This window comes from Chthonomonas calidirosea T49 (assembly GCF_000427095.1).
In the GTDB taxonomy this organism is placed as follows: domain Bacteria; phylum Armatimonadota; class Chthonomonadetes; order Chthonomonadales; family Chthonomonadaceae; genus Chthonomonas; species Chthonomonas calidirosea.
The window spans coordinates 290,382-309,797 of sequence record NC_021487.1; the positions used below are offsets into that span (position 1 = coordinate 290,382).

Consider the following 19,416-nt stretch of genomic DNA (forward strand, 5'->3'; position numbering starts at 1 on the left):
GTTTGGGACTTATTGCCGAAGTAACTTCTCTGCATTGTGCCTTAGGGATCTGGGATCTGTGCGGTATGCGTGGAAACCATGCCGTTGTGTGCGCTTGCGTAGGGCGGTTCGTCGTGCAAGGAACGTAAAACCTGTAGAAGTTCGGCTATATTCGGGTTCCCGCGGCAAGCATAAGCGATGAGGCCTTTTTTGTCTACAATATACACCGTTCGTCTATTTATGCCAAACCAACTACAGCATCCATAGGCTTTTGCAATCTTATGCCCCTGATCGGAGATCAGAGGAAAGGGGAAGGCGAACTTTTCGGCGAAGAGGCGATGTTTAGATGGTTTTGCAGGGTTGATCCCCACAACGAGGGCATCATGTTCCAGAAGTTGGTTCCAGTGGTCTCTTAGAAGGCACAGCTGTGCCGTGCAGATGGGTGTGAAATCGCCAGGATAGAATACGAGGACTAGGCGTTTTTTACCCTGAAAATAGGAAGTCGGCCAGGCTGTGCCGTCCGGCATAAGAATATCGAAGACAGGAGCCGGAACACCTATCGGTAGAAGAGTCGAAGCCACTGAGAACCTCCTTTCAGCATCATGTATCATCAATCATATTACTCAGAAATGATTTGTTCGGTTCCACTTTAGAAAGCTGGCAGCCAAAAACGATGGAAGCCTCTAGCCGTGTGCAATGAAAAGGATCTGATCGGCTGTAAGTGCGATATCGGCCGCGGTCATGCTGTCGCGTACCTGTGCCACACTGCGACAGCCGACGATGGGAATGGTTGGGAACGGCTGCCCTCTTAAATAGCCGAGCACAATTTGGGTTATGGTGAGCCCCGTTTCCTGAGCAAGTCGCTGCATACGGTGAAAGCGACGGGAGGTTTCGGGTAAGCGATAAAAACTTAAAAAGCCGGGGTTCATTTCGTGGAGGGTTCCGTTGGCCATACGATGAAACAACCCATAAGCTTGAGATTGGAAGGGCACTGCCGCCATGCCCGTTTCCTCATGGAAAAAGAAACGCTCTTCATCCATCCAACCAACGGTTGGGTCGCCATAAGGATATTTTGCGAGAACGGCAGCGTTCCAAAGCACTTGGTCAGCAACGAAGCCTTGAAGTCCATGAGATTTTGCATAGGCATTAGCGGCTCGCAGACGTGGAGTTCTCCAGTTGGAGGCGCCGAACCATCGCAATTTTCCTGCCTCCCGCTGCGCGTTGAGGGTTTCGATGATGGCTTCATACGGTACGTCGGGGTCATCTCGATGAAGCCAGTAGAGGTCTATGATATCGGTTTGAAGAAACTGTAGGCTTTCATCAAGGTCTTTTACAATCTCTTTTGGTGTGACACGGGAGACATGAGGAGCCTGGAGGTCCCAGTGTCCTCCTTTAGTTGCGAGGATGATCTGATCGCGATTCTTGCGCGATTGAATCCAGGCTCCAATCGTCTTCTCACTGAGGCCTCTTTCTCCGGGAACCCAATCGCCGTAGACGTGGGCGGTATCAATGAAGTTGCCTCCGCACTCCACATATGCATCGAGAATGCGAAAGGAGCTTTCGCGATCAAGAGAGGTACCAAATTCACCTGTTCCAAGACAAATGGTGGAGGGGTAAAGATCGGTGCCCGGAATATTGATCAAAGCCATACTTCAAGCGCGCTCCATCCTCGAATTGTAAAATTGTACCCGATTTCCCGCTTGAGGAGCGGCCTAGAATCGAGCGTCCAGATACGGGCTACCAGCGCGCAATGAAAGTAATGATGTGGGACGGCATACCGGTGAGAGTATGGATACCCAAGACGCTAACAGGCAGTTCAGGCGTATCACAGGCGAGTTGAGCTTTCTTATCTTGGACATGTAGCTCCCATGTTCCGTTGCGCATATAGAGGGAGAGCAGGGAGCGCACGTGTCCTGTAGGTTTCATTGGGGCAAGCCAAACGGAGGTGGGGAACGAAGCGGGTTGACCGTGTGTGGTGACCGGAGGGTGCCCTGGGTTCACTAGCACCCATGGTGCTGGGGAACCATGGGGAGCACGACGCAGTTGCTGACCGGTATTCTCCGCAATGGAGACCATTTTGATCAACAGATTTTGAGAGCTTCTAAGCGGTTTGCCGTCCAGGGCAATGGCCATGAGCGCCCCGTAAGGTGTGGCCGTGGAGAGACAAAGGGGGCCGACACGGTAGGTTTTCTTTGGTTCGAAAGCGCCTGCGATCATCACAAACGAGGAAGTGTGTATGGTTAGCAACCGGTGCACCGAGTCGAAATGGATCTGGTTCGTATCGCTGATCCACTGGCCTGTAAAGCGACTTTTTGGGTCTATTGGAGCGCCTCGATGATAAAGGGTGGCGAGAAGCCGATCTAGTTGGCGATTATCTTGGTCGGTGCCTGTTGGGGTGACAACTAAACTCGCTGCGGTGGGATGGCTCGTGCTGTTCAGTTGGACGCACCACGCGAGACGTGCAAGGAGTTGTGTGTCGTAAGGCCAGTGAAAAAGTTGGGGTTTGGGAAAGGCGAAAGTAACGGTGTGGTTGGCAGGTTGAATAAGACCTGAGAGAAAAACACGCCCTGCGATGGCATAGAGGCCCCAAATGGCCGGATCGCTTTGTTCCGAGTACATATTAAGAGCCATCGGGCTCGAATCGTTAGGCCCTCTATTTGTTTGATAGCCAAATAGAAGCACGGCATCGTAATTCTGGAGGGCGGAGTAGGCGAGGACGAGCGGTACGGAGGAGCTGCGCCAGCGATTAGGCCAACCGACGTCCCACTCTCGGATCACTACGGGCTTGTTGTTCCATCGGAGGGTGGCTGTATAGGGGGCGAAACCCAGTCCACTGTCGTTGGCGAGGGGGTCTTGATTGCTGATATAAGATAGGTTGCGATTTTGTGGATCGGGTAAAGAGGTTTCGCCATACCAGTTTTCGGCGGTGAAATCGCACTCTTCGGCGACAGCTGCCAGATCGGCTGGCGCGTCGCTAGAGACCACGGCCGTGATAGGGATTTTCACACCGATGCTGTGCAGGTAGGAAACCATCTGATGGAAGTAAGAGCGCTCTAGAGTATAGAGAAACTCGACGCCATCTTGCACACGCTTTGGAGCATGACGCACATCAATGACGTTAGCAGGGAGATCGGTAGGCGGAGGTGTAAGCAGCGGGAGGTCTACGCTATTATTGTTGGGGTCTTCGTCTGGGCGCAAAACCGGATAGCCTTGAATAGATCCCCAAGAGGAGGCTAAGTTAGTGCGATTCCCATAACGCGCAAGGAGCCATTGATTCCAAAGTTTCCTCAACTCAGTGCGGTAGGGTTCTACAAGGTCATCAAGTTGGTCGGGTTGGAGGAAGAAGCCACTTTCGTTACAGATCTCAAGCATAACGAGATCGGGGTCATCTACAAGTTTCAGCCCAGTATAGGGGTTTGTGTGACACAAGAGGTCGTGGGCGTACTGTTGTTGGAGTTGGATAAGTTTTGGATCGAACATCGCATAGGGGCGTGCTCCTCGGTGAAGCGCTGTGGCGTTCGGCACGCCATCACCTGGTTTGAAGCTACGAAGATCAAGAAGGTCGAGGTAGTAGCAGATATGATACTGCTTCAGGGTAGCGATCCATCGGTCGAGGCGGTCAAGATAGTGAGAATCGAAGTGCAGGGAGTCGGGGGCATTTTCTGGACCTAGCAAACAGCCTCTGTTATCTATGGCTTCGAAGCGAACGAGGTTAATGCCGGCATTGGCAAAAGTGCGAACGACGTTTTGTATCTGTTCGTCGGGAATATCAAGACGAGTGCTCGACACATTGATGCCCCAAAAGCGGGCGCGCGTGCCGTTAGCCCAGTGGAAGTGTCCATCCGGTCCCACTTTTAGAAAACCATGGTTGTTAGGGGGGAGGAGGTCACGAAAATTGACCATACAAGATGGAGTAGGAACGAACCCTGTTCCAAGTTCAGCGGCTTTTGGGTTGGGAGTATTAGCGAGCAAGAACAACAGAAGAGGTACACTCCAAAGCGGAAGGTTCCTCTGTCTAAGGATAGGGCAACATGAGCGCTGTATGAATCTTTCCTGACCTCTCATTTCCTTCCGTTTCACCAAAGGTGAAATATATTATGGCGGAAGATAGAGATAACTTTTCACTCGTAAAGACGGCCTACAGTTCGAACAAGTTATCCTGAGCTTCTCAGATATCGCGTTCAACGATGAACTGTGCTAGCGCACGAAGGGGATCGGCCTTTTCGTCAAACTCTTGTAGTTGTTGGAGAGCGGCTTTCATCTCGTGGCGTGCACGCTGACGTGATTCTTCGATGCCGAACAGGCGGGGGTAGGTGGCTTTATCCTGCTTTTGATCGCTTCCAACGGGTTTTCCAATACGTTCCTGATCGCCCACAATATCGAGGATATCATCGGCAATCTGGAAGGCAAGCCCGATATGTTCTCCGTAACGGCGGAGGGCCTCGATCTGTTGAGCACTTCCGCCGGCTAAAGTGGCTCCTGCAACGACCGAGCAGGTAAGCAGTGCCCCTGTTTTATGTGAGTGGATGTAATGCAGAGTGTCGGGAGTTACGGTTTGGCCTTGGGACTCCATATCCACCACCTGTCCGCCCACCATGCCCCATGTACCAGAGGCTTTTGCCACGAGATGGAGAGTAGGCAAAACACGTTCTGGAGGTACGCTTGCCGCATTTTCGGCGATCAGTTGGAAGGCCAATGCCAGGAGGGCGTCACCGGCGAGTAGGGCTAGGGCCTCGCCAAAAATTTTATGGTTTGTGGGACGACCACGGCGGTAGTCATCGTTATCCATGCACGGGAGATCGTCGTGAATGAGGCTAAAGACGTGAATACACTCAAGCGCACAGGCCGTTGGGAGAACCTGCTCTGCCGTACCACCTACCGCCTCGGCGCCAGCGATGACCAGAATGGGACGAATGCGCTTGCCGGGTGCGAGCACGCTGTAGCGAATCGATTCATGAAGACGTTGTGGTCGGTCTGAAGGAGATGGAAGATAGCGTTCAAGGGCTTGTTCTATAAGATAGCGCCGGCTTTGCAGATATTCGGCCAATGAAAACGACACGATAGGTCTCCACCGAGGTACGCATTCCAGACAGGGTTTCGTATACTTAGTATACTAGGTGGCCTCCAAAAAATCAAGGAGGAGGAAGCAGATCGAGGCGCAATTTGGAGACACGGTAGAGGTTGAGATATAATGTAGGTCATGGAAGAGACAAGAGATGTTACCGTGGGTGTTTTGGCGTTGCAGGGCGATTTCGATGCGCATCTGCAGACGATCCGAAAATTGGGTTTGCATGCCAAAGAGGTGCGTAGTCAGCGAGATCTTGAAGAGGTGGATGCGCTCATTCTCCCCGGAGGCGAATCCACAACCATTGGGAAGCTGCTGGCACGCACGGGTTTGGATGTGGCCATTCGCGATCGAGGCCAGGCCGGCATGCCGATCTACGGCACTTGTGCCGGCATGATTCTGTTGGCGCATACCATTGAGGGGCGTCCGGAACAGCCAACGCTCGATTTAATGGATATTGCGGTGGCTAGGAACGCATTCGGCCGCCAAATCGAGAGTTTCGAGGCGGATATTCCTTTCGATTTTGGCGCGGAGGTTGTTCCGATACGCGCGGTTTTCATCCGCGCCCCTTATGTGACAAAGGTTGGGCCGGATGTTCGGATACTCAGTAAGTTTCAGGATAAGATAGTGGCCGTGAGACAAGGAAACCTTCTAGCAACGGCCTTCCACCCCGAGCTAACCGATAATTTGCGCCTTCATGCGCTCGTGGCGGAAATGGCGCGTAACTACAGAGCTAGCAGAGGCTAGTTCTATAAATCTGGGGACAGGAGAACTTCCATGCGATTGAAGGATAAAGTGGCACTCGTAACGGGCGCGAGCAGCGGAATCGGAAAGGCCATTGCAGAACGTTTTGCTGCAGAGGGAGCGCACGTTGCGGTGAACTATCTACCGGTAGGCGCACAAGAGGCGGCAGCGGAAACGGAGGTTACAACTTTTGGGGTTACAGGTATCGCAGTGTCCGGAGATGTAAGCAGACGTGACGATGTAGAGCAGATGGTTGCCACGGTGGTGCAGCGTTTTGGGCGCTTGGATATCGCAGTCAACAACGCCGGCATCGAGATGAAAAAACCTTTTTTAGATTTGACCGATGAGGACTGGCACAAAATTTTGTCGGTGAATCTATATGGGGCATTTTTAGTTTGTCAAACCGCCGCGCGCCAGATGGTAAAGCAAGGGCAGGGTGGAAAGATCATCAATATCTCATCCGTACACGAAGATGTGCCATTCCCAGGGTATGCCCCTTACTGTGTTTCGAAGGGAGGGTTGCGCATGTTGATGCGCAATCTGGCTTTGGAGCTAGCTCCTTACCAGATTAACGTCAACAACATTGCGCCTGGGGCCATTGCAACTCCTATTAACCAGCAGGTGCTAGATGATCCCCAAGCGCGGGCTAACGCCATTAGTGAGATTCCGTGGGGACGTTTTGGGAAGCCGGAGGAGGTAGCGGCTGTGGCCGTATTTCTCGCCAGCGACGAGTCGAGCTATGTAACCGGCAGCACCTACTACGTGGATGGTGGTTTGACCCAACAGGTCACCAAATATTAGGGAATCTGTAGGTTTAGCCGTTTTCCAGCGCCGTGTGCCAAGCAAATGGTGTGCACTACAAAAAAGCCTGTTGACATTTCTGGAAAGGTGTGGTATAGTAACTTAACGGTTTCACGGTTTGAAGAACGGGTGCGGTTGGTTTGGTTGTGTGAGGAGGAGTTATCTGCCCCTATTGCATCTCCCTCGGTGCGCCTGCTTCCACTCCTGTTCGGAAAGTGTGACCGTATTGTAACGCGCCATGTGCGCATGTGAAACCCAGGGGACGATCAATCTTTTAGGCGTCCTCTTTGTGTGAAGGAGTGAAGAATGTCTAAGCGCATCTATGTGGGAGGCCTGCCCTATTCCGCTACCGAGCGGGATGTGGAGGCTCTCTTCTCGTCAGCTGGTACGGTGAAAGAGGTGACCTTGGTGTCGGACCGTTACACCGGACAGGCGAAAGGTTTCGGCTTCGTGGAGATGAGCACGGATGCTGAGGCCGATGCTGCCATCAACATGCTGAATGGTACGACAATGGGCGGCAGGACGTTAACCGTTAACGAGGCTCGCCCGCGCCCTGCACGTCGCTACTAGACCCGAGACTTACAAGAACATACCCTCCTCTTCATTGTTAAGTAAAGAGGAGGGTATTGTTTTTGCATCTCAGTAAGACGTGGTTAGTATACGGATAGATACTTGACGACCATTTTTTAGATAGGTGAATACGCTTATGGAGGTTATCCCTCATTCAAGGTCGCCTTCGGAGGCTGGATGGAGTTCACGGGGATGTCATAAGGATATGGGCGGCCTTTTCCCGTTTCCACGAATTCCTTAAGGCTCAGGAGAAAGAGTGCCCAAGTCATAGAGCATTCCGGAAACGACGTCGCATCTAGGTTCCACTTCGAATGCCGGAAGTGGAGCACGGTCCTCCCCTGATCGCGGAATATCTTGAATTCCAGTTCGGTGCCGATCCACTCACCCCCAGTGCCTGAATCGATCACCCGCCATTGAACGAGCTCGTGCGGTTTGAGCGCCATCACTTCCATAATGGCGGATGCATGCGACTTGGAAAACCAAAATTCCAGCGTCTTGCCCACTTCAGATCGCCCTCGGGTGTCGGTTGTCCACCAGTGGGCGAGTTTTTCCACGTCGGTCACGGCCTCATACACGTCCCTCGGTGAAGCGTTAATCCGAATCTCATGCCAGATTTCACGAGACGACATAGCATCTCATCCTCCTTCATTTGAAATCATACTGTCCTTCCCTGGTAGGTCAGACATAACTAGTATACTAATATAGGTAGATATTCGTCAACTATTTTATGTGATTTTTTATTCTAACACCCACGTTATTATAAGCAAAGCTATTATGTGCCGGGGCTACGGAACACCCTACTACCTCTCACCCTTTTGTGGCGCAACGCAATCGAGCTTGATGTGGCCGAATGTATCGTGCGAATAGAAAAGCCTATTTTAGCTCCTGTGCCAGCCAGTGCACCGCCTCCGCGCGATGCACTACTTGCGGCAACTCTTGCGCCGGTAGACCCAGCAAAGCGCGCCAACTACCCCAATCCTCAGGTTGCATTGGCTCTTTCGGCCGGAAGAGTAGGTCGGTCTCTTTACCAAGGCCGAGCCCTCTACAGGCTAAACGCTGTAGGGCGTAGAAAGCTGGATGGTACGGCGGCACGTCGGTATACCAGTGCAGCACAAGCCCTTCTTCTAAAAGCTTTGTCTGAAACTTGCTGAGTGCTGACGGAAGGGCATAGACTTCGCGCGGAGTCGTGTTTGTGGCGATGCAGTACGCGATGAGGATGCCGGCTGCCTCGCCAATGCACCATTCAATGGGGTGTAGACGATAGGCACCGTTGGTCAGGTGGGTGAGGCCTGCATTTTTGCTAGCCGGTAGAAGATTTTCCCAACGCCTAGGTATAAGAATACGCAGAGGGATTTGGAACGGACGGGTGGGAACATAGGCCGATGGCTCCCCGTGGGCGTTTTGGTGGATATCAAGCGCATAGTGGCCAATACCGATTGTATCCGGCATGAAGACCGCGCGCGCCTGTTCTCCGCGGCAGATATTTCCTTGAAAATCGCGCACCACAATATCCTGCTCGCGCACGGTGTCTACCGATAGGATGCGTCGAGACTCTCGGATATAAGGGGTGGGAGCGCAGCCGTCTTCGGTATCGAAATAGTCCTTTCGTAGACGGAACTCTGGGTAACCACACCGGTTTGGGTCGTCCTCACGGGGACACTCGTTTTGGAGCCAGTAGAGATAGCCGATGGAGGCTCGACGCGCGCGAGCAAGGGTGGAGCGTATCTGGTTCTCATCTCCGGCGTTAGCGCCGATGATATTGCCTCCATAGAAGTCGTTGCTGGCTGTGTTGATCATGGAGACGTCGTGCGGAATGCGGGGATCGTTGAAGTTTTCGGCTGCAAGGATACGCCGGTAGCTCCACCAAGGGTAGTTGCCGCTAAAAAGTCCGGTGATAGCCCCATCTACAAGGCTGTACCGCTGCAGCTTTTTCAGCTCTTCATAGTCAGGTGGAGGCGCAATAAGGTTTTGTTCCTTTGTTTCGGGGCACCATTCAATGGCAAACGGAAAGGTGAAAGGCTGAACCCAATCGGGGCGCGGGGTGGGAGGCGCATCGGGCTCACCCGTTTGATCTTGGCTTTCTGCCCCGACAACCCAGTCTACTCCCTCTTTGCCGCAGAGCGGGAGCAGGTCGCCCGTGTCGGTCGCATCGAGCACATAGTGCGGGCGAAAAGCCAATGTCTGCCCTTCAGCAGAGAAGATAATCAGGTTCAGCATGCGCCCATCTGTGCTCATCTCACAGCGAAGGCAGCACGTATTCAGCAGGATGTGCAGGTTACCATTCTCTTCAAGAGAATGAAGGCGCTCGTAAAGTATCCGTTGGCCCACTTTCGGCTCGAAGGAGATCCGACTTACCCAACACCTCCCCGGATTAAAGGGTTCCATGGCTTTACCGATAGGGCTGAGCTTGTAGAGGGTGCGATAGTAGTCTCGGACGGAGGCACGGAACCAGGCATATCTGCGGGAGGGAGGAAAGGTCTCGATGAAGGCGTTTTCATCAGGGGTAGAGACACCTTGGGCCGTAAGTTGCCCTCCAATCCATGCGGTAGGCTCAACGAGCCAGGTGTTTAAACCCAATTCTGCGGCAGCCATGGCTGCTGCCGTTCCACCGGTGCTAGCACCGACAACGAGGAGGTCGCACTCGTGTATTTCCATAAGCTATTCCCTTTTGGATAAGAGAACATGATGAGATACATTGGCGGTACGCTCGGGAGTATGTTCGTGCAGAACTCCCGCCTTTAGGAGGGCGAGAATCAGAACGCCGAGTAGGATACGATAGCCGATGAAGAGAAACGTGTTATGGAAACGCATATAGCCCATAAACCACTTGGTGACGATGTAGGCAAAGATGCCTGCAACGAGTGCCGCGAAGAGGAACATCCCTAGTTCGGTAAAAGTAGGGGGGCCGACATGAAACGGCATCAACCGATGAGCTTCGTTGGGGGAAAATGCGGAGGGTTTCAGCACAAAGAGGGCTGTTTTGCTCAGCTTGTAGAGGCCGGCCGCGGTGATAGCGGGAATGGAGAGAAGGAAGCTGAAATGGGTGGCGCTCTCATGGTCGAGATCGCGAAAGAGGCCAGCGGTAATGGTGGTTCCAGAACGGGAAGCGCCAGGAACGAGGGCAAGCACTTGGGCCCATCCAATGATCTGGCTGTCGAGAAAGCTAAGGTGCTCCAGGTCCTTCTTGCGTTTGCCAACAACTTCTGCCACCAACATAATAGCTGCGAGCACAATAAGCGCAACGGCTACTACGTCGAAACGGCGGAAGGTTGTGTCAATCTTTTTTTCGAGCAGCACCCCAAAAACCGCCAGAGGAATGGTGCCGAACGCGACGTACCATCCCAGGCGTGCGTCGGTGTCATGGGGAGGGATGTTGAGGGGCGTGCGGGTTCGCAGAATGCCACGTAGGTACCGAACGATATCTTTCCAGAAGTAGACGATAATGGCCACGATAGGGCCAAGCTGTACGACCGCGGAGAAGGCCGACCCGACGTCATGACCGAGCATAAGTCGTGAAGCGATATCCATGTGCGCTGTACTGCTGACAGGAAGAAATTCGGTGAGGCCTTGTAGTAGGCCAAGTAGGGCGGCTTGGAGCCAATTCATTCTGAAAATCCTCTCTAAACCTCAAATCTGTTAGAGTATACCAAAGCGGCAAAGTGTCTCCCCTCAAAGTTGTGACAAGCTTAGACGATTCTAAGTTTTGGAATAGTCAAGATAAAAAGGTTGCGGGCAGTACCGTGTACTGCCCGCAACAACAACGCGTTTATGGACACGAAAGGGGCTAGGGGACTTTGAGTTTGGCAGAGCCTCCGAACGTGCCCTTCTGGCCTAGACCGGTTACATAGCTGCCTTTCACCAGCAGCATTGCGTTCCCCGAGGAGACCGAAGATGGGAAGGTGAGGCTAAGGAACGTTGCGGTGTTCGGCGCCATATTGCCGAGGGGGATGGGCAGAGCTCCAAGGGGTTTAAATGTTTTATTGGAGCTATCGGTGAGTTGTGCGGAGTTAAGGAGGACATTATAGGCGGTGCCAGGCCCTACGTTCCGGATCTGCAGGTAAATGGTTACAGCGCCGGGAGCTCCTGTAGGCGAACGTCTTCGGACGATTTCGATGAATCTCAGAATGAGCCTTGGCGGCTCCCTATCTCCGATGAGGTAGCAGGGATCAGGAGGCAAGGACGTAAGACCGCTGTCGGGGTCATAGACCTGGACGGAAGCAATGCCTGGGGTCGTTAGGAGGGTGCTTGGGATGAAGCAGGCCAGGTAGCGCCCGTCACGAGAGACCTCAATGGGGTCGATGGGAATGCGTACGTTTGGCATGTCAGAGGGCGTCCACTCCACGATGTCGTCTTGAGTGAGGCCCGACCCTACGATGAACATGTATATTCCGCCAGAGACGGGCCCAGGGCCTATGGGAGGGGAGGGTGGGACTGGATTGCCTGGCGGAGGGATGAATGGGATGTGGATAACATTGGGCAGGATATAGAATATCTTAGGCCCTATTCGATATACGCTACCATATATGCTACTATCTCCCAACGTGCATTCTCCATAGAGACATCCATCGTTGGCTTGAATGAGAGGGCCTGGCCCACTTCCTGGGCTGAAGTTTGCATCAAATGAATGGATCACCTGGAAGCCAGTCCCATAGGGGCTGATGCGATAGGCAACACCATCTCCAGTAGCGCCGCCTTGGAACGTCGTTCCATACAATGTGCCGTCGGCGGCTTGAAGAAAGTAAACAGGTTTGTCACCATCTGGTCCTCCTGAAAAGGCATGGAGCACTGTTAGGTTAGAGCCTGTGGGGTAAAGCCGAAAGAGGGTACCATGACTGCTTGACCCTCCACCGTAACAGGTACCGTAGAAGTAGCCATCCTGACCCTGCAGAATGAAACTAGGGCCAACCCCGTCATAATTCTGTCCGCTGGCATTAGTGGCCGAAAACGTGTAGAAAGTGAAATGTACATCGAAAGGCTCGGTGTCACAGCAGAAGATGGTGCCGTTGCCGTTGTTTCCACCCTCAAGGGTCGTTACAAACAGAAGCCCGTAGTTGTCCTGGATGATATGAGTTGGAGCTGCCCCATCCGGATTTTGCCTTGCTGCATATAAGGCAGAAAAGTCATAGAGTTTAGTGAAAAACGAGCCGTCCGTGGCTAGCGCAAAGATCGTGCCAGTGCCGTTTGAACCTCCGGCTCTACACGTTCCGTAGAGAAGCCCATCGTTCCCTAACACGAGACTGTCTGGGTAATCACCATCGTCGCCATTGAAGTCGTGTAGATCCTGAAAGTTAGACCCATCTGGGTTAAGGCTAAATACATAGCCGTGGTACCCTAAATCATAGTCTGAATAGGGATTGAGCGGGACAGCTGTCCCGTAGAGGGTGCCATCGGGGCCTTGTATCAGACTGATTGGCATTGATTGGGCGTAGAAGTCGAATGTGTGGAGCACTTGAAAGTGCGAACCATCCAGATCCATTCGAAAAATTGTGCCTCCCCCGACGACGGAATCCCCCTCGGTTGTACCGTAAAGCTTTCCATCTTTGCCTTGCAGAAGGGTTGTCGGATGGTAGCCATCATCGAAGTTGCTGCCGAACTCATAAATGGTCACGGCAGGAACCTCCGCTTGCGCCCTGTGGGCTTGCCCGAAAAGCCCTAAGAGGAGGAGGGCAGCAAGCATCCCCATAACTAATCGCAGCGTGCGTCGGAGGTGGAATTGGGGTGTGGAAATCCCCTTTCTCTCTTTTGAGACGACAATCTCAGAGGGTGCAGAGAGAGGTGTTGCTCCGTTGGCGAGCATTCCTACGGCCCTAGGGGTCGAGTGTTTCTGTGCATGCATGTGTCTTCTCCTTTGCGAACAGGTTAATTGGTAAGCAGAGGCCGTGGTAACGAGAGGGAGTTATCCAGAGCCTCTAACAACTATTATATCACAGTGTATTTTCATATACAAGTAAATGTATGCACACATCAGGAGAAAAAATTACATTCTATGTCTGTCTGGTTTATTGGCTCAAGCTTGTGGTCAAAGGGGTTTTCGGTAGTTGGAATGTGTGCAGGAAATAGAAATCGAGGGTAAAGGCAGAGATGCCGATAGGTTGGGCGCTAGTTAGGCATGGGCATGCATCCGAAAGAAGATCTAGAAGAGTTTGGCTATTCTTTTTTTGTAACTTTTTTGTGTCGAAGGATTCAAACTACTTAGAACTACTATCGGCCTTCTTCATAAAAAAAGAGCAAGCAGGAAAATTGGAGTGAGGGTAGAATAAGACAAGAAAAGATAAAGAAAGGGTTTGATGATGCATTTCAAACGTCATGTCTTTCTAACGAGCCTTATAGGGATAAGCGTTGTGGGGCTAGGGTGGTTCTGTGTTGCCGCTCCGCCAAAGAAAAAACCACACCCTGCTCCTCACGCAGAAAAGGTGAGCTATTATCACCAAATTCGTCCCATTCTTATGGCGAAGTGTTTGCCATGCCATAGCGCAGCCAACCATGCAGGAATGCTCGATGTCACCAGTTATGCTGCACTTCTGAAGGGAGGAGCGCACGGCCCAGCTTTCGTCAAAGGGCAGCCGGCAAAGAGCCTGATCGTTGGGTATTTGCACGGCAAACCGATGCTGATGCCTAAGGGCGGGCCTCCGTTGCCCAAGGAGCAGATAGCGCTTATCGAGAAGTGGATAGCCCAGGGCGCTGTGGATGACACGCCGAAGCCGCACGGCAAACCTTCTCAACAAAAGGTATCGCATCGCTAAAAATTAGAGCAGAGCTGACTTATGCGACCAAGCGTCATTCGTAATCTGATATCATTGATCGTCGTATTTGGCGGGGCAGGACTTGTATGGCTCTGCCTCGCCGTTCCTCCAAGACCCCACATTGCAAAGCCTTCTGCTGTGCCCCGCAGTCGTGAGGGGAGGGTAAGTTTTTATCATCAGATCAAGCCGATTCTGCAGGCGAAGTGTCAAGGGTGCCATCAGCCGAACGTGCGCAGTGGCCATCTGATGCTGATCTCCTATGCCGACTTTCTGAAAGGAGGGGCACACGGCCCGGCTTTTGTAAAGGGGCATCCGGAAAAGAGTCTGGTGATAGGCTATTTGGAAGGAAAACCGGAGCTGATGCCTCAGGGAGGGCCGCCGCTTTCCAAGGCTGAAATAGAGCTGTTTAAACGCTGGATCGCTCAAGGCGCTGTGGACGATACTCCTGCTGAGCATTCTGCCTATGATGCGGCGCACCCGCCGGTGTATACCTCCTCGCCAGTCATCAGCGCTGTGGCATTCAGTCCCGATGGAAAGACGTTGGCCGTTGCAGGCTATCATGAGGTATTACTGCTGAACGCCGATAATGGAGCTTTGGAGGCGCGCCTTGTGGGGGACGCTCAGCGACTTCAGTCGCTCGTGTTCACGAAAGACGGTAAGCTGCTGATCGCTGTGGGAGGGTCACCGGCGCGCTTTGGAGAGATACAGTTTTGGGACGTGTCGAGCTATAAACAGATTCGGTCGGTGCGCTATACCTACGACACTCTATTCGGCGCTTCTTTATCGCCCGACGATAAGGAGCTTGCCTTTGGAGGCGCGGATAATACGGTGCGGGTCGTGAGCGTGCCCGATGGCAAGCAGATTATGATGCTGGAAAACGATACGGACTGGGTGTTTGGCACCGTCTTTTCGCGCGATGGGAAGTATGTGGTAAGCGCAAGCCGGGACGAAGCGTTGAAACTCACGCAGGTGCAAACCGGCTCTTTCATTGACGATATCAATACCCATACCACTCCGATGCGATGTATGGTAGGGAGACCGGGCCAAGATCAGGTACTTTGTGGGGGCGACGATGGTATTCCGCGCCTCTATAAGATCTTTCGTACCGAGGCCCGCACCATGAACAACGAAGATCATAACCTCATTCGTGCTTTCGAGCGACAGCCGGATACCATTACGGCATTGGCCTTCGATCCTACCGGAAACCTGTGTGCTGTCGCATCGGAAGCAGGAACGGTTAACCTCTACGATGTGAACAGTGGAACCAAGCAGTTGAGCCTGCCGCCGGTGCGGGGGGCGGTCTTTACGCTCGCATTTCGACCGGATGGGAAGGTTTTGGCGACCGCTGGTTTTGACGGCTATGTGCGTTATTATGACGTGCAAAGCGGTCGGTTACTACGTGCGTTTATTCCCGTGCCCATCCGCAAACCCAATCGCTCTGTGTTATCGGTGCAACGGAGAGGACATCATGGTTAGGCAGAAGGGGTATTGTGACATGAGCAACATATGGAGGTCTCTTATTCAGAGGTGTACACCCAAGGGCTTTGCCGCTCTTATGTGGCCGCTAGTGAGTTTTATGGTGATCGGCTTCATGACGCTGGCGATTCCTAGCGCTCAGGCTGCAAAACGTGGGCAGGGGATCTCTTTTAGACCGACATCCTCGCTCTCACTTATTTCCATTGAGGTGCAGCCGTCGGCCCTAGTTTTCAATAATGCGAGGGATGCGCGAACCTTCATTGTGACGGGGCATACCTCCGCTGGCTACGCGATCGATCTCTCACCGATAGCTCGAGTGCGCGTACTACAGCCCCTTGTGCGTATGGATGCTGAGGGCTTTCTGCATCCGATTCGTGTGGGGCATACAAAGCTTATCGTTTCGGTAGGAGAGAAAAAGGCTGTTGTGCCGATCACAGTTAAGAGTGTTATAGATCCTCCGATCAGCTTTATGCGCGATGTCGAGCCGATTCTGAGTAAGATCGGGTGCAATGCAGGGATGTGTCATGGAGCGGCACATGGGAAGAACGGCTTTCGACTGTCTTTAAGAGGCTACGACCCGGCTTTCGACTATCATTCGTTAGTTTATGACGTTTCAGGGCGTCGCTTCGACCGAACAGACCCGGCACGCAGCCTTATGCTGCTGAAGCCTACGGAAACGGTGCCCCATCGCGGAGGGCTCGTGTTACCGATGGGATCGCGCTATTATCGTATCTTGAAGGCCTGGATCGCCCAGGGTGTGCGATCAGACGTAGGAAAAGTAAGCCGACCCGACCGCTTAATCGTCTTACCGAGTGTGCCTCACTTAACCCTTCCAGGTATGCATCAGAAGATGGTGGTTATCGCACACTATCCCGACGGCACCACGCGGGATGTGACGCGCGAGGCCATTCTTTCCAGCAACACCCCCTCCGTCGCATCGGTAGATAAACTTGGCACGCTTTGTGCTGTGCGCCGTGGAGAAGCTGCTTTGCTCGTTCGCTATGAGGGACTGTTCTCCACCGTGAACATCACTGTGTTAGGCGATCGGAGTGGTTATCGTTGGACAGGAGCTCCGGAGTTTAACTATATTGATAGGTTGGTGGATGCCAAGCTTCGCAAGGTGAAACTGCTGCCCGCCCCTGTATGCGATGATGCCACCTTTATTCGCAGGGTAAGTTTAGATTTAACCGGGTTACCTCCCACTCCAGAAGAGGTAAAGGCCTTCTTGGCTGATCCAACACCAACCCAGCAGAAGCGCGCCAAGTTGGTTGATAGGCTACTTAATTCGCCTGCTTACGTAGACCGCTGGACTAATAAGTGGTGTGACCTTTTGGACTGCAATAGCAAGTATATGGGACCCGAAGGCGAGCGCAAATTCCGCGATTGGATTCATCTTGCGATCGCTCGTAATATGCCCTATGATCAGTTCGTGCGCGCTCTCATAGCCTCTTCAGGAGACTGCTATGCGTACCCGCAGGTAAACTACCTCCGGGTTATTTCAGATACCAGTACGGCAACAGAGGATATAACCCAGCTGTTTCTAGGCATTCGATTCTCCTGTGCCCGTTGTCATGATCATCCTTTTGAGCGATGGACACAGAACCAGTATTACAATTTAGGGGCCTTTTTTGCCCATATGACAAGCAAGCCAGGCCCACGACCAGACGACATGGTGTTTTATGAGCAGAGCAGCGGTGAGGTGATCAACCCGCGAACAAACGATCCTGCGAAACCGATACCGCCATTCGGGCAGGTGAACCTGGCGGAGTATCATGGAAATTTACGCGAGGCTTTCGCCGCTTGGCTGACGTCGCCCTCTAACCCCTATTTCGCAATGGCGATGGCCAACCGCCTATGGAGCTATTTCCTGGGCAAAGGGATTATAGACCCTGTGGACGATATTCGTGCCGACAATCCGCCCTCTAACCCAGCGCTGCTTGCGGCGTTGACACAAGACTTCGTGATGCACCACTTCGATATGCGTTACCTAATGCGTCAGATCGTGCTTTCGCGAACCTATCAGTCCTCAATTGTCACCAACAAATGGAACGATGATGACGATATCAACTTCTCACATTTTATACCCAGGCGTTTAGATGCGGAGCAACTTTACGATGCGATTAACCTTGCTGCGGGAGTCAAGCCCGATTATGTGGGGGCTCCGCCAAGTCTTACCGCGCAACAGCTGCCAGGGGTAAATCAGGATAGTAGCGATGGTTTCCTTGATCTGTTCGGACGGCCCACGCGCCAAACGCCCTGTGAATGTGAGCGCAATAGCAATATGGGGATCGTGCAGGCTCTCGATCTCATCAACGGGCCGACGGTAAATCGAGCGCTCTCAGCTCCAGACGGCCGCATTGCGAAGATGATTAAAGAGAAGCTTTCTGACAAAGAGATGATTGAGGAGATTTTCCTGGCCACGCTGTCACGCCCGCCCTCGCCAAAGGAGATGCAGTCGGCGCTCAGTTACTTCCGAAAGGCAGGCGACCGCGCACAGGCCGCTCAGGACCTGATGTGGGCTTTGTTCAACAGCCCTGCATTCCTATTTAACCATTAAGGAGGCATTGCCATGCTTTCTATTCCAGGTAATCATACTCGAGACTGTGACGGCATAACCCGCCGTGAGCTTTTAAGGATCGGGGGCTCTTCTATTTTAGGGCTTTACCTTCCGGAGTTTTTGGCCTTAGAAGCCAAAGCAAGCTCTATTGCGAAGCCTACGGACAAGCCTGGCTTTGGTAAAGCGAAATCGGTTATCCTCATTTTCTTGCAAGGGGGGCCAAGTCACATAGATATATGGGACCCCAAACCAGATGCACCGGATAACATTCGTGGAGAGTTCAAGCCCATCCGAACCAATGTTCCGGGCATTTGGCTGACAGAGGTGATGCCCCTACTGGCAAAGCAGATGGACAAGGCGACCCTTATTCGGTCGGTTTCCTACACGCCAAACGGGCTGTTCAACCATACGGCGGCCATGTACCAGATGCTTACAGGAGAGCAGGCGACCGACGTATCTCCATCTGGACAGTTGCAACCGCCCTCTCCGGCAGACTACCCGAATGTAGGGTGCCGAGTGGTGGAGTTCAAGCCCCCGGATGTGCCCATGTTGCCCTTTGTCATGTTGCCGCGCCCGCTGCAGGAGAGCAATGTGATCGGCAAGGCAGGCAACGCGGGTTTTCTAGGGCGTGCTTACGACCCCTATACCCTCTACCCGCCAAATGCCGACACCGATCCGAATGCAATGGACAAAATCCAAATTGCGGATTTGCAGCTCGCCAACGAGGTGACGCGAACGCGCATGGCCAAACGTGTTGAGCTGAGGAAGCTGATCGATTCGGGCATGCCGGCGCTGGAAAAGGCGGTAAGTAACTATCAGTTGGATTCCTACTATGAGAAGGCATTGGGGCTTATTCTGTCGGGGAGAGCGCGAAAGGCGTTCGACCTTAAAGAGGAGCCGGATAAGGTGCGCGATCGCTATGGGCGCCATGTTTTTGGCCAGTCGGTGCTGATGGCGCGTCGTCTCATCGAGGCCGGTACGCGATTTGTGCAGGTGAACTGGCCTTCTGTTGCCAACGGCGATCCGCGAGTAACAGCCTGGGACACCCATGCTGCCAATTTCGGGCCGCTGCGCAATCTACACTGCCCCAAGCTCGACAGCGCCCTTTCTGCCTTGTTGGAAGACATGCACCAAAGAGGGTTGTTGGAAGAGACCATGGTCATTGCCATAGGTGAGTTCGGACGTTCTCCGCGGCTTGGTGTTTCGACTTCGGGAAATTCCAATGCACCCGATGGACGCGACCACTGGCCTTATTGTTACACAGCCCTCATTGCCGGAGGCGGTATTCGACCAGGCCAAGTCTATGGAAAATCGGACTCCACAGGTTCTTCACCGGCGGAGAACCCCGTGCATCCTCGGGAGATACTCGCGACGATGTATCATGCACTGGGCATACCACCAGATACAGTTGTGACCAACTATCTGGGTCAGCCTCGACCGTTGGTGAGTGGGAAGCCGATCTTGGGGTTGTTTTAGTTCAC

15 protein-coding genes are annotated in these 19,416 nt (G+C 53.0%); 7 read left to right on the forward strand and 8 right to left on the reverse strand.

The annotated features are described in order from the left end of the window. Window positions 1-41: 41 nt before the first annotated feature. The 4 genes from CCALI_RS01310 to CCALI_RS01325 all read right to left on the reverse strand — a co-directional run bounded on the left by CCALI_RS01310 (window position 42) and on the right by CCALI_RS01325 (window position 5,038). Window positions 42-560, reverse strand: coding sequence for a peroxiredoxin (locus tag CCALI_RS01310; RefSeq protein ID WP_016481665.1), 519 nt, complete (start codon window positions 558-560; stop codon window positions 42-44). A gap of 102 nt (window positions 561-662) precedes the next feature. Beyond that, a complete protein-coding gene (locus CCALI_RS01315; protein ID WP_016481666.1) occupies window positions 663-1,628 on the reverse strand; it encodes an aldo/keto reductase in 966 nt (321 codons plus the stop codon). A gap of 88 nt (window positions 1,629-1,716) precedes the next feature. Further along, entirely contained in the window at window positions 1,717-3,957 is a 2,241-nt protein-coding gene (locus CCALI_RS01320) for a hypothetical protein (RefSeq protein ID WP_044948756.1), read from the reverse strand. Window positions 3,958-4,147: 190 nt separating this feature from the next. Next, the gene (locus CCALI_RS01325; RefSeq protein WP_016481668.1) at window positions 4,148-5,038 is read right to left on the reverse strand and encodes a polyprenyl synthetase family protein; all 891 of its coding nucleotides are present in this window, start codon (window positions 5,036-5,038) and stop codon (window positions 4,148-4,150) included. 141 nt (window positions 5,039-5,179) lie between these two features. Here CCALI_RS01325 and pdxT point away from each other — a divergent pair, with 141 nt between their 5' ends. The 3 genes from pdxT to CCALI_RS01340 all read left to right on the forward strand — a co-directional run bounded on the left by pdxT (window position 5,180) and on the right by CCALI_RS01340 (window position 7,159). Then, a complete protein-coding gene (pdxT, locus tag CCALI_RS01330) occupies window positions 5,180-5,791 on the forward strand; it encodes a pyridoxal 5'-phosphate synthase glutaminase subunit PdxT (protein ID WP_016481669.1) in 612 nt (203 codons plus the stop codon). Between the two features lie 30 nt (window positions 5,792-5,821). Then, window positions 5,822-6,589 carry an SDR family oxidoreductase gene (locus CCALI_RS01335; RefSeq protein WP_016481670.1) on the forward strand — a complete coding sequence of 256 codons (768 nt, stop codon included), beginning with the start codon at window positions 5,822-5,824 and terminating at the stop codon, window positions 6,587-6,589. A 306-nt stretch (window positions 6,590-6,895) separates the two neighbouring features. Continuing rightward, window positions 6,896-7,159, forward strand: coding sequence for an RNA recognition motif domain-containing protein (locus tag CCALI_RS01340; RefSeq protein ID WP_016481671.1), 264 nt, complete (start codon window positions 6,896-6,898; stop codon window positions 7,157-7,159). A 143-nt stretch (window positions 7,160-7,302) separates the two neighbouring features. Here CCALI_RS01340 and CCALI_RS01345 read toward each other — a convergent pair whose 3' ends face one another. From CCALI_RS01345 to CCALI_RS01360, 4 genes are all read right to left on the reverse strand, one after another. Continuing rightward, the gene (locus CCALI_RS01345; protein WP_016481672.1) at window positions 7,303-7,788 is read right to left on the reverse strand and encodes an SRPBCC family protein; all 486 of its coding nucleotides are present in this window, start codon (window positions 7,786-7,788) and stop codon (window positions 7,303-7,305) included. A gap of 244 nt (window positions 7,789-8,032) precedes the next feature. Continuing rightward, on the reverse strand, window positions 8,033-9,814 hold the full coding sequence (locus CCALI_RS01350; protein WP_016481673.1) for an FAD-dependent oxidoreductase: 1,782 nt from the start codon (window positions 9,812-9,814) through the stop codon (window positions 8,033-8,035). A gap of 3 nt (window positions 9,815-9,817) precedes the next feature. Beyond that, on the reverse strand, window positions 9,818-10,765 hold the full coding sequence (locus tag CCALI_RS01355; RefSeq protein ID WP_016481674.1) for an undecaprenyl-diphosphate phosphatase: 948 nt from the start codon (window positions 10,763-10,765) through the stop codon (window positions 9,818-9,820). Window positions 10,766-10,943: 178 nt separating this feature from the next. Then, entirely contained in the window at window positions 10,944-12,995 is a 2,052-nt protein-coding gene (locus CCALI_RS01360) for a choice-of-anchor tandem repeat GloVer-containing protein (protein WP_016481675.1), read from the reverse strand. Window positions 12,996-13,446: 451 nt separating this feature from the next. Between CCALI_RS01360 and CCALI_RS01365 the strand changes: the two genes are divergently transcribed. From CCALI_RS01365 to CCALI_RS01380, 4 genes are read left to right on the forward strand one after another with little or no spacing between them, the layout of a single operon-like run. Next, window positions 13,447-13,902 (forward strand): c-type cytochrome domain-containing protein, encoded by a 456-nt coding sequence (locus tag CCALI_RS01365; protein ID WP_044948758.1) that lies wholly within the window; start codon window positions 13,447-13,449, stop codon window positions 13,900-13,902. 21 nt (window positions 13,903-13,923) lie between these two features. Then, on the forward strand, window positions 13,924-15,378 hold the full coding sequence (locus tag CCALI_RS01370) for a WD40 domain-containing protein (protein ID WP_016481676.1): 1,455 nt from the start codon (window positions 13,924-13,926) through the stop codon (window positions 15,376-15,378). A 19-nt stretch (window positions 15,379-15,397) separates the two neighbouring features. Next, window positions 15,398-17,935 carry a DUF1549 and DUF1553 domain-containing protein gene (locus CCALI_RS01375; RefSeq protein ID WP_052572300.1) on the forward strand — a complete coding sequence of 846 codons (2,538 nt, stop codon included), beginning with the start codon at window positions 15,398-15,400 and terminating at the stop codon, window positions 17,933-17,935. A gap of 12 nt (window positions 17,936-17,947) precedes the next feature. Beyond that, the gene (locus tag CCALI_RS01380) at window positions 17,948-19,411 is read left to right on the forward strand and encodes a DUF1501 domain-containing protein (protein ID WP_016481678.1); all 1,464 of its coding nucleotides are present in this window, start codon (window positions 17,948-17,950) and stop codon (window positions 19,409-19,411) included. The last annotated feature ends 5 nt before the right edge of the window (window positions 19,412-19,416 follow it).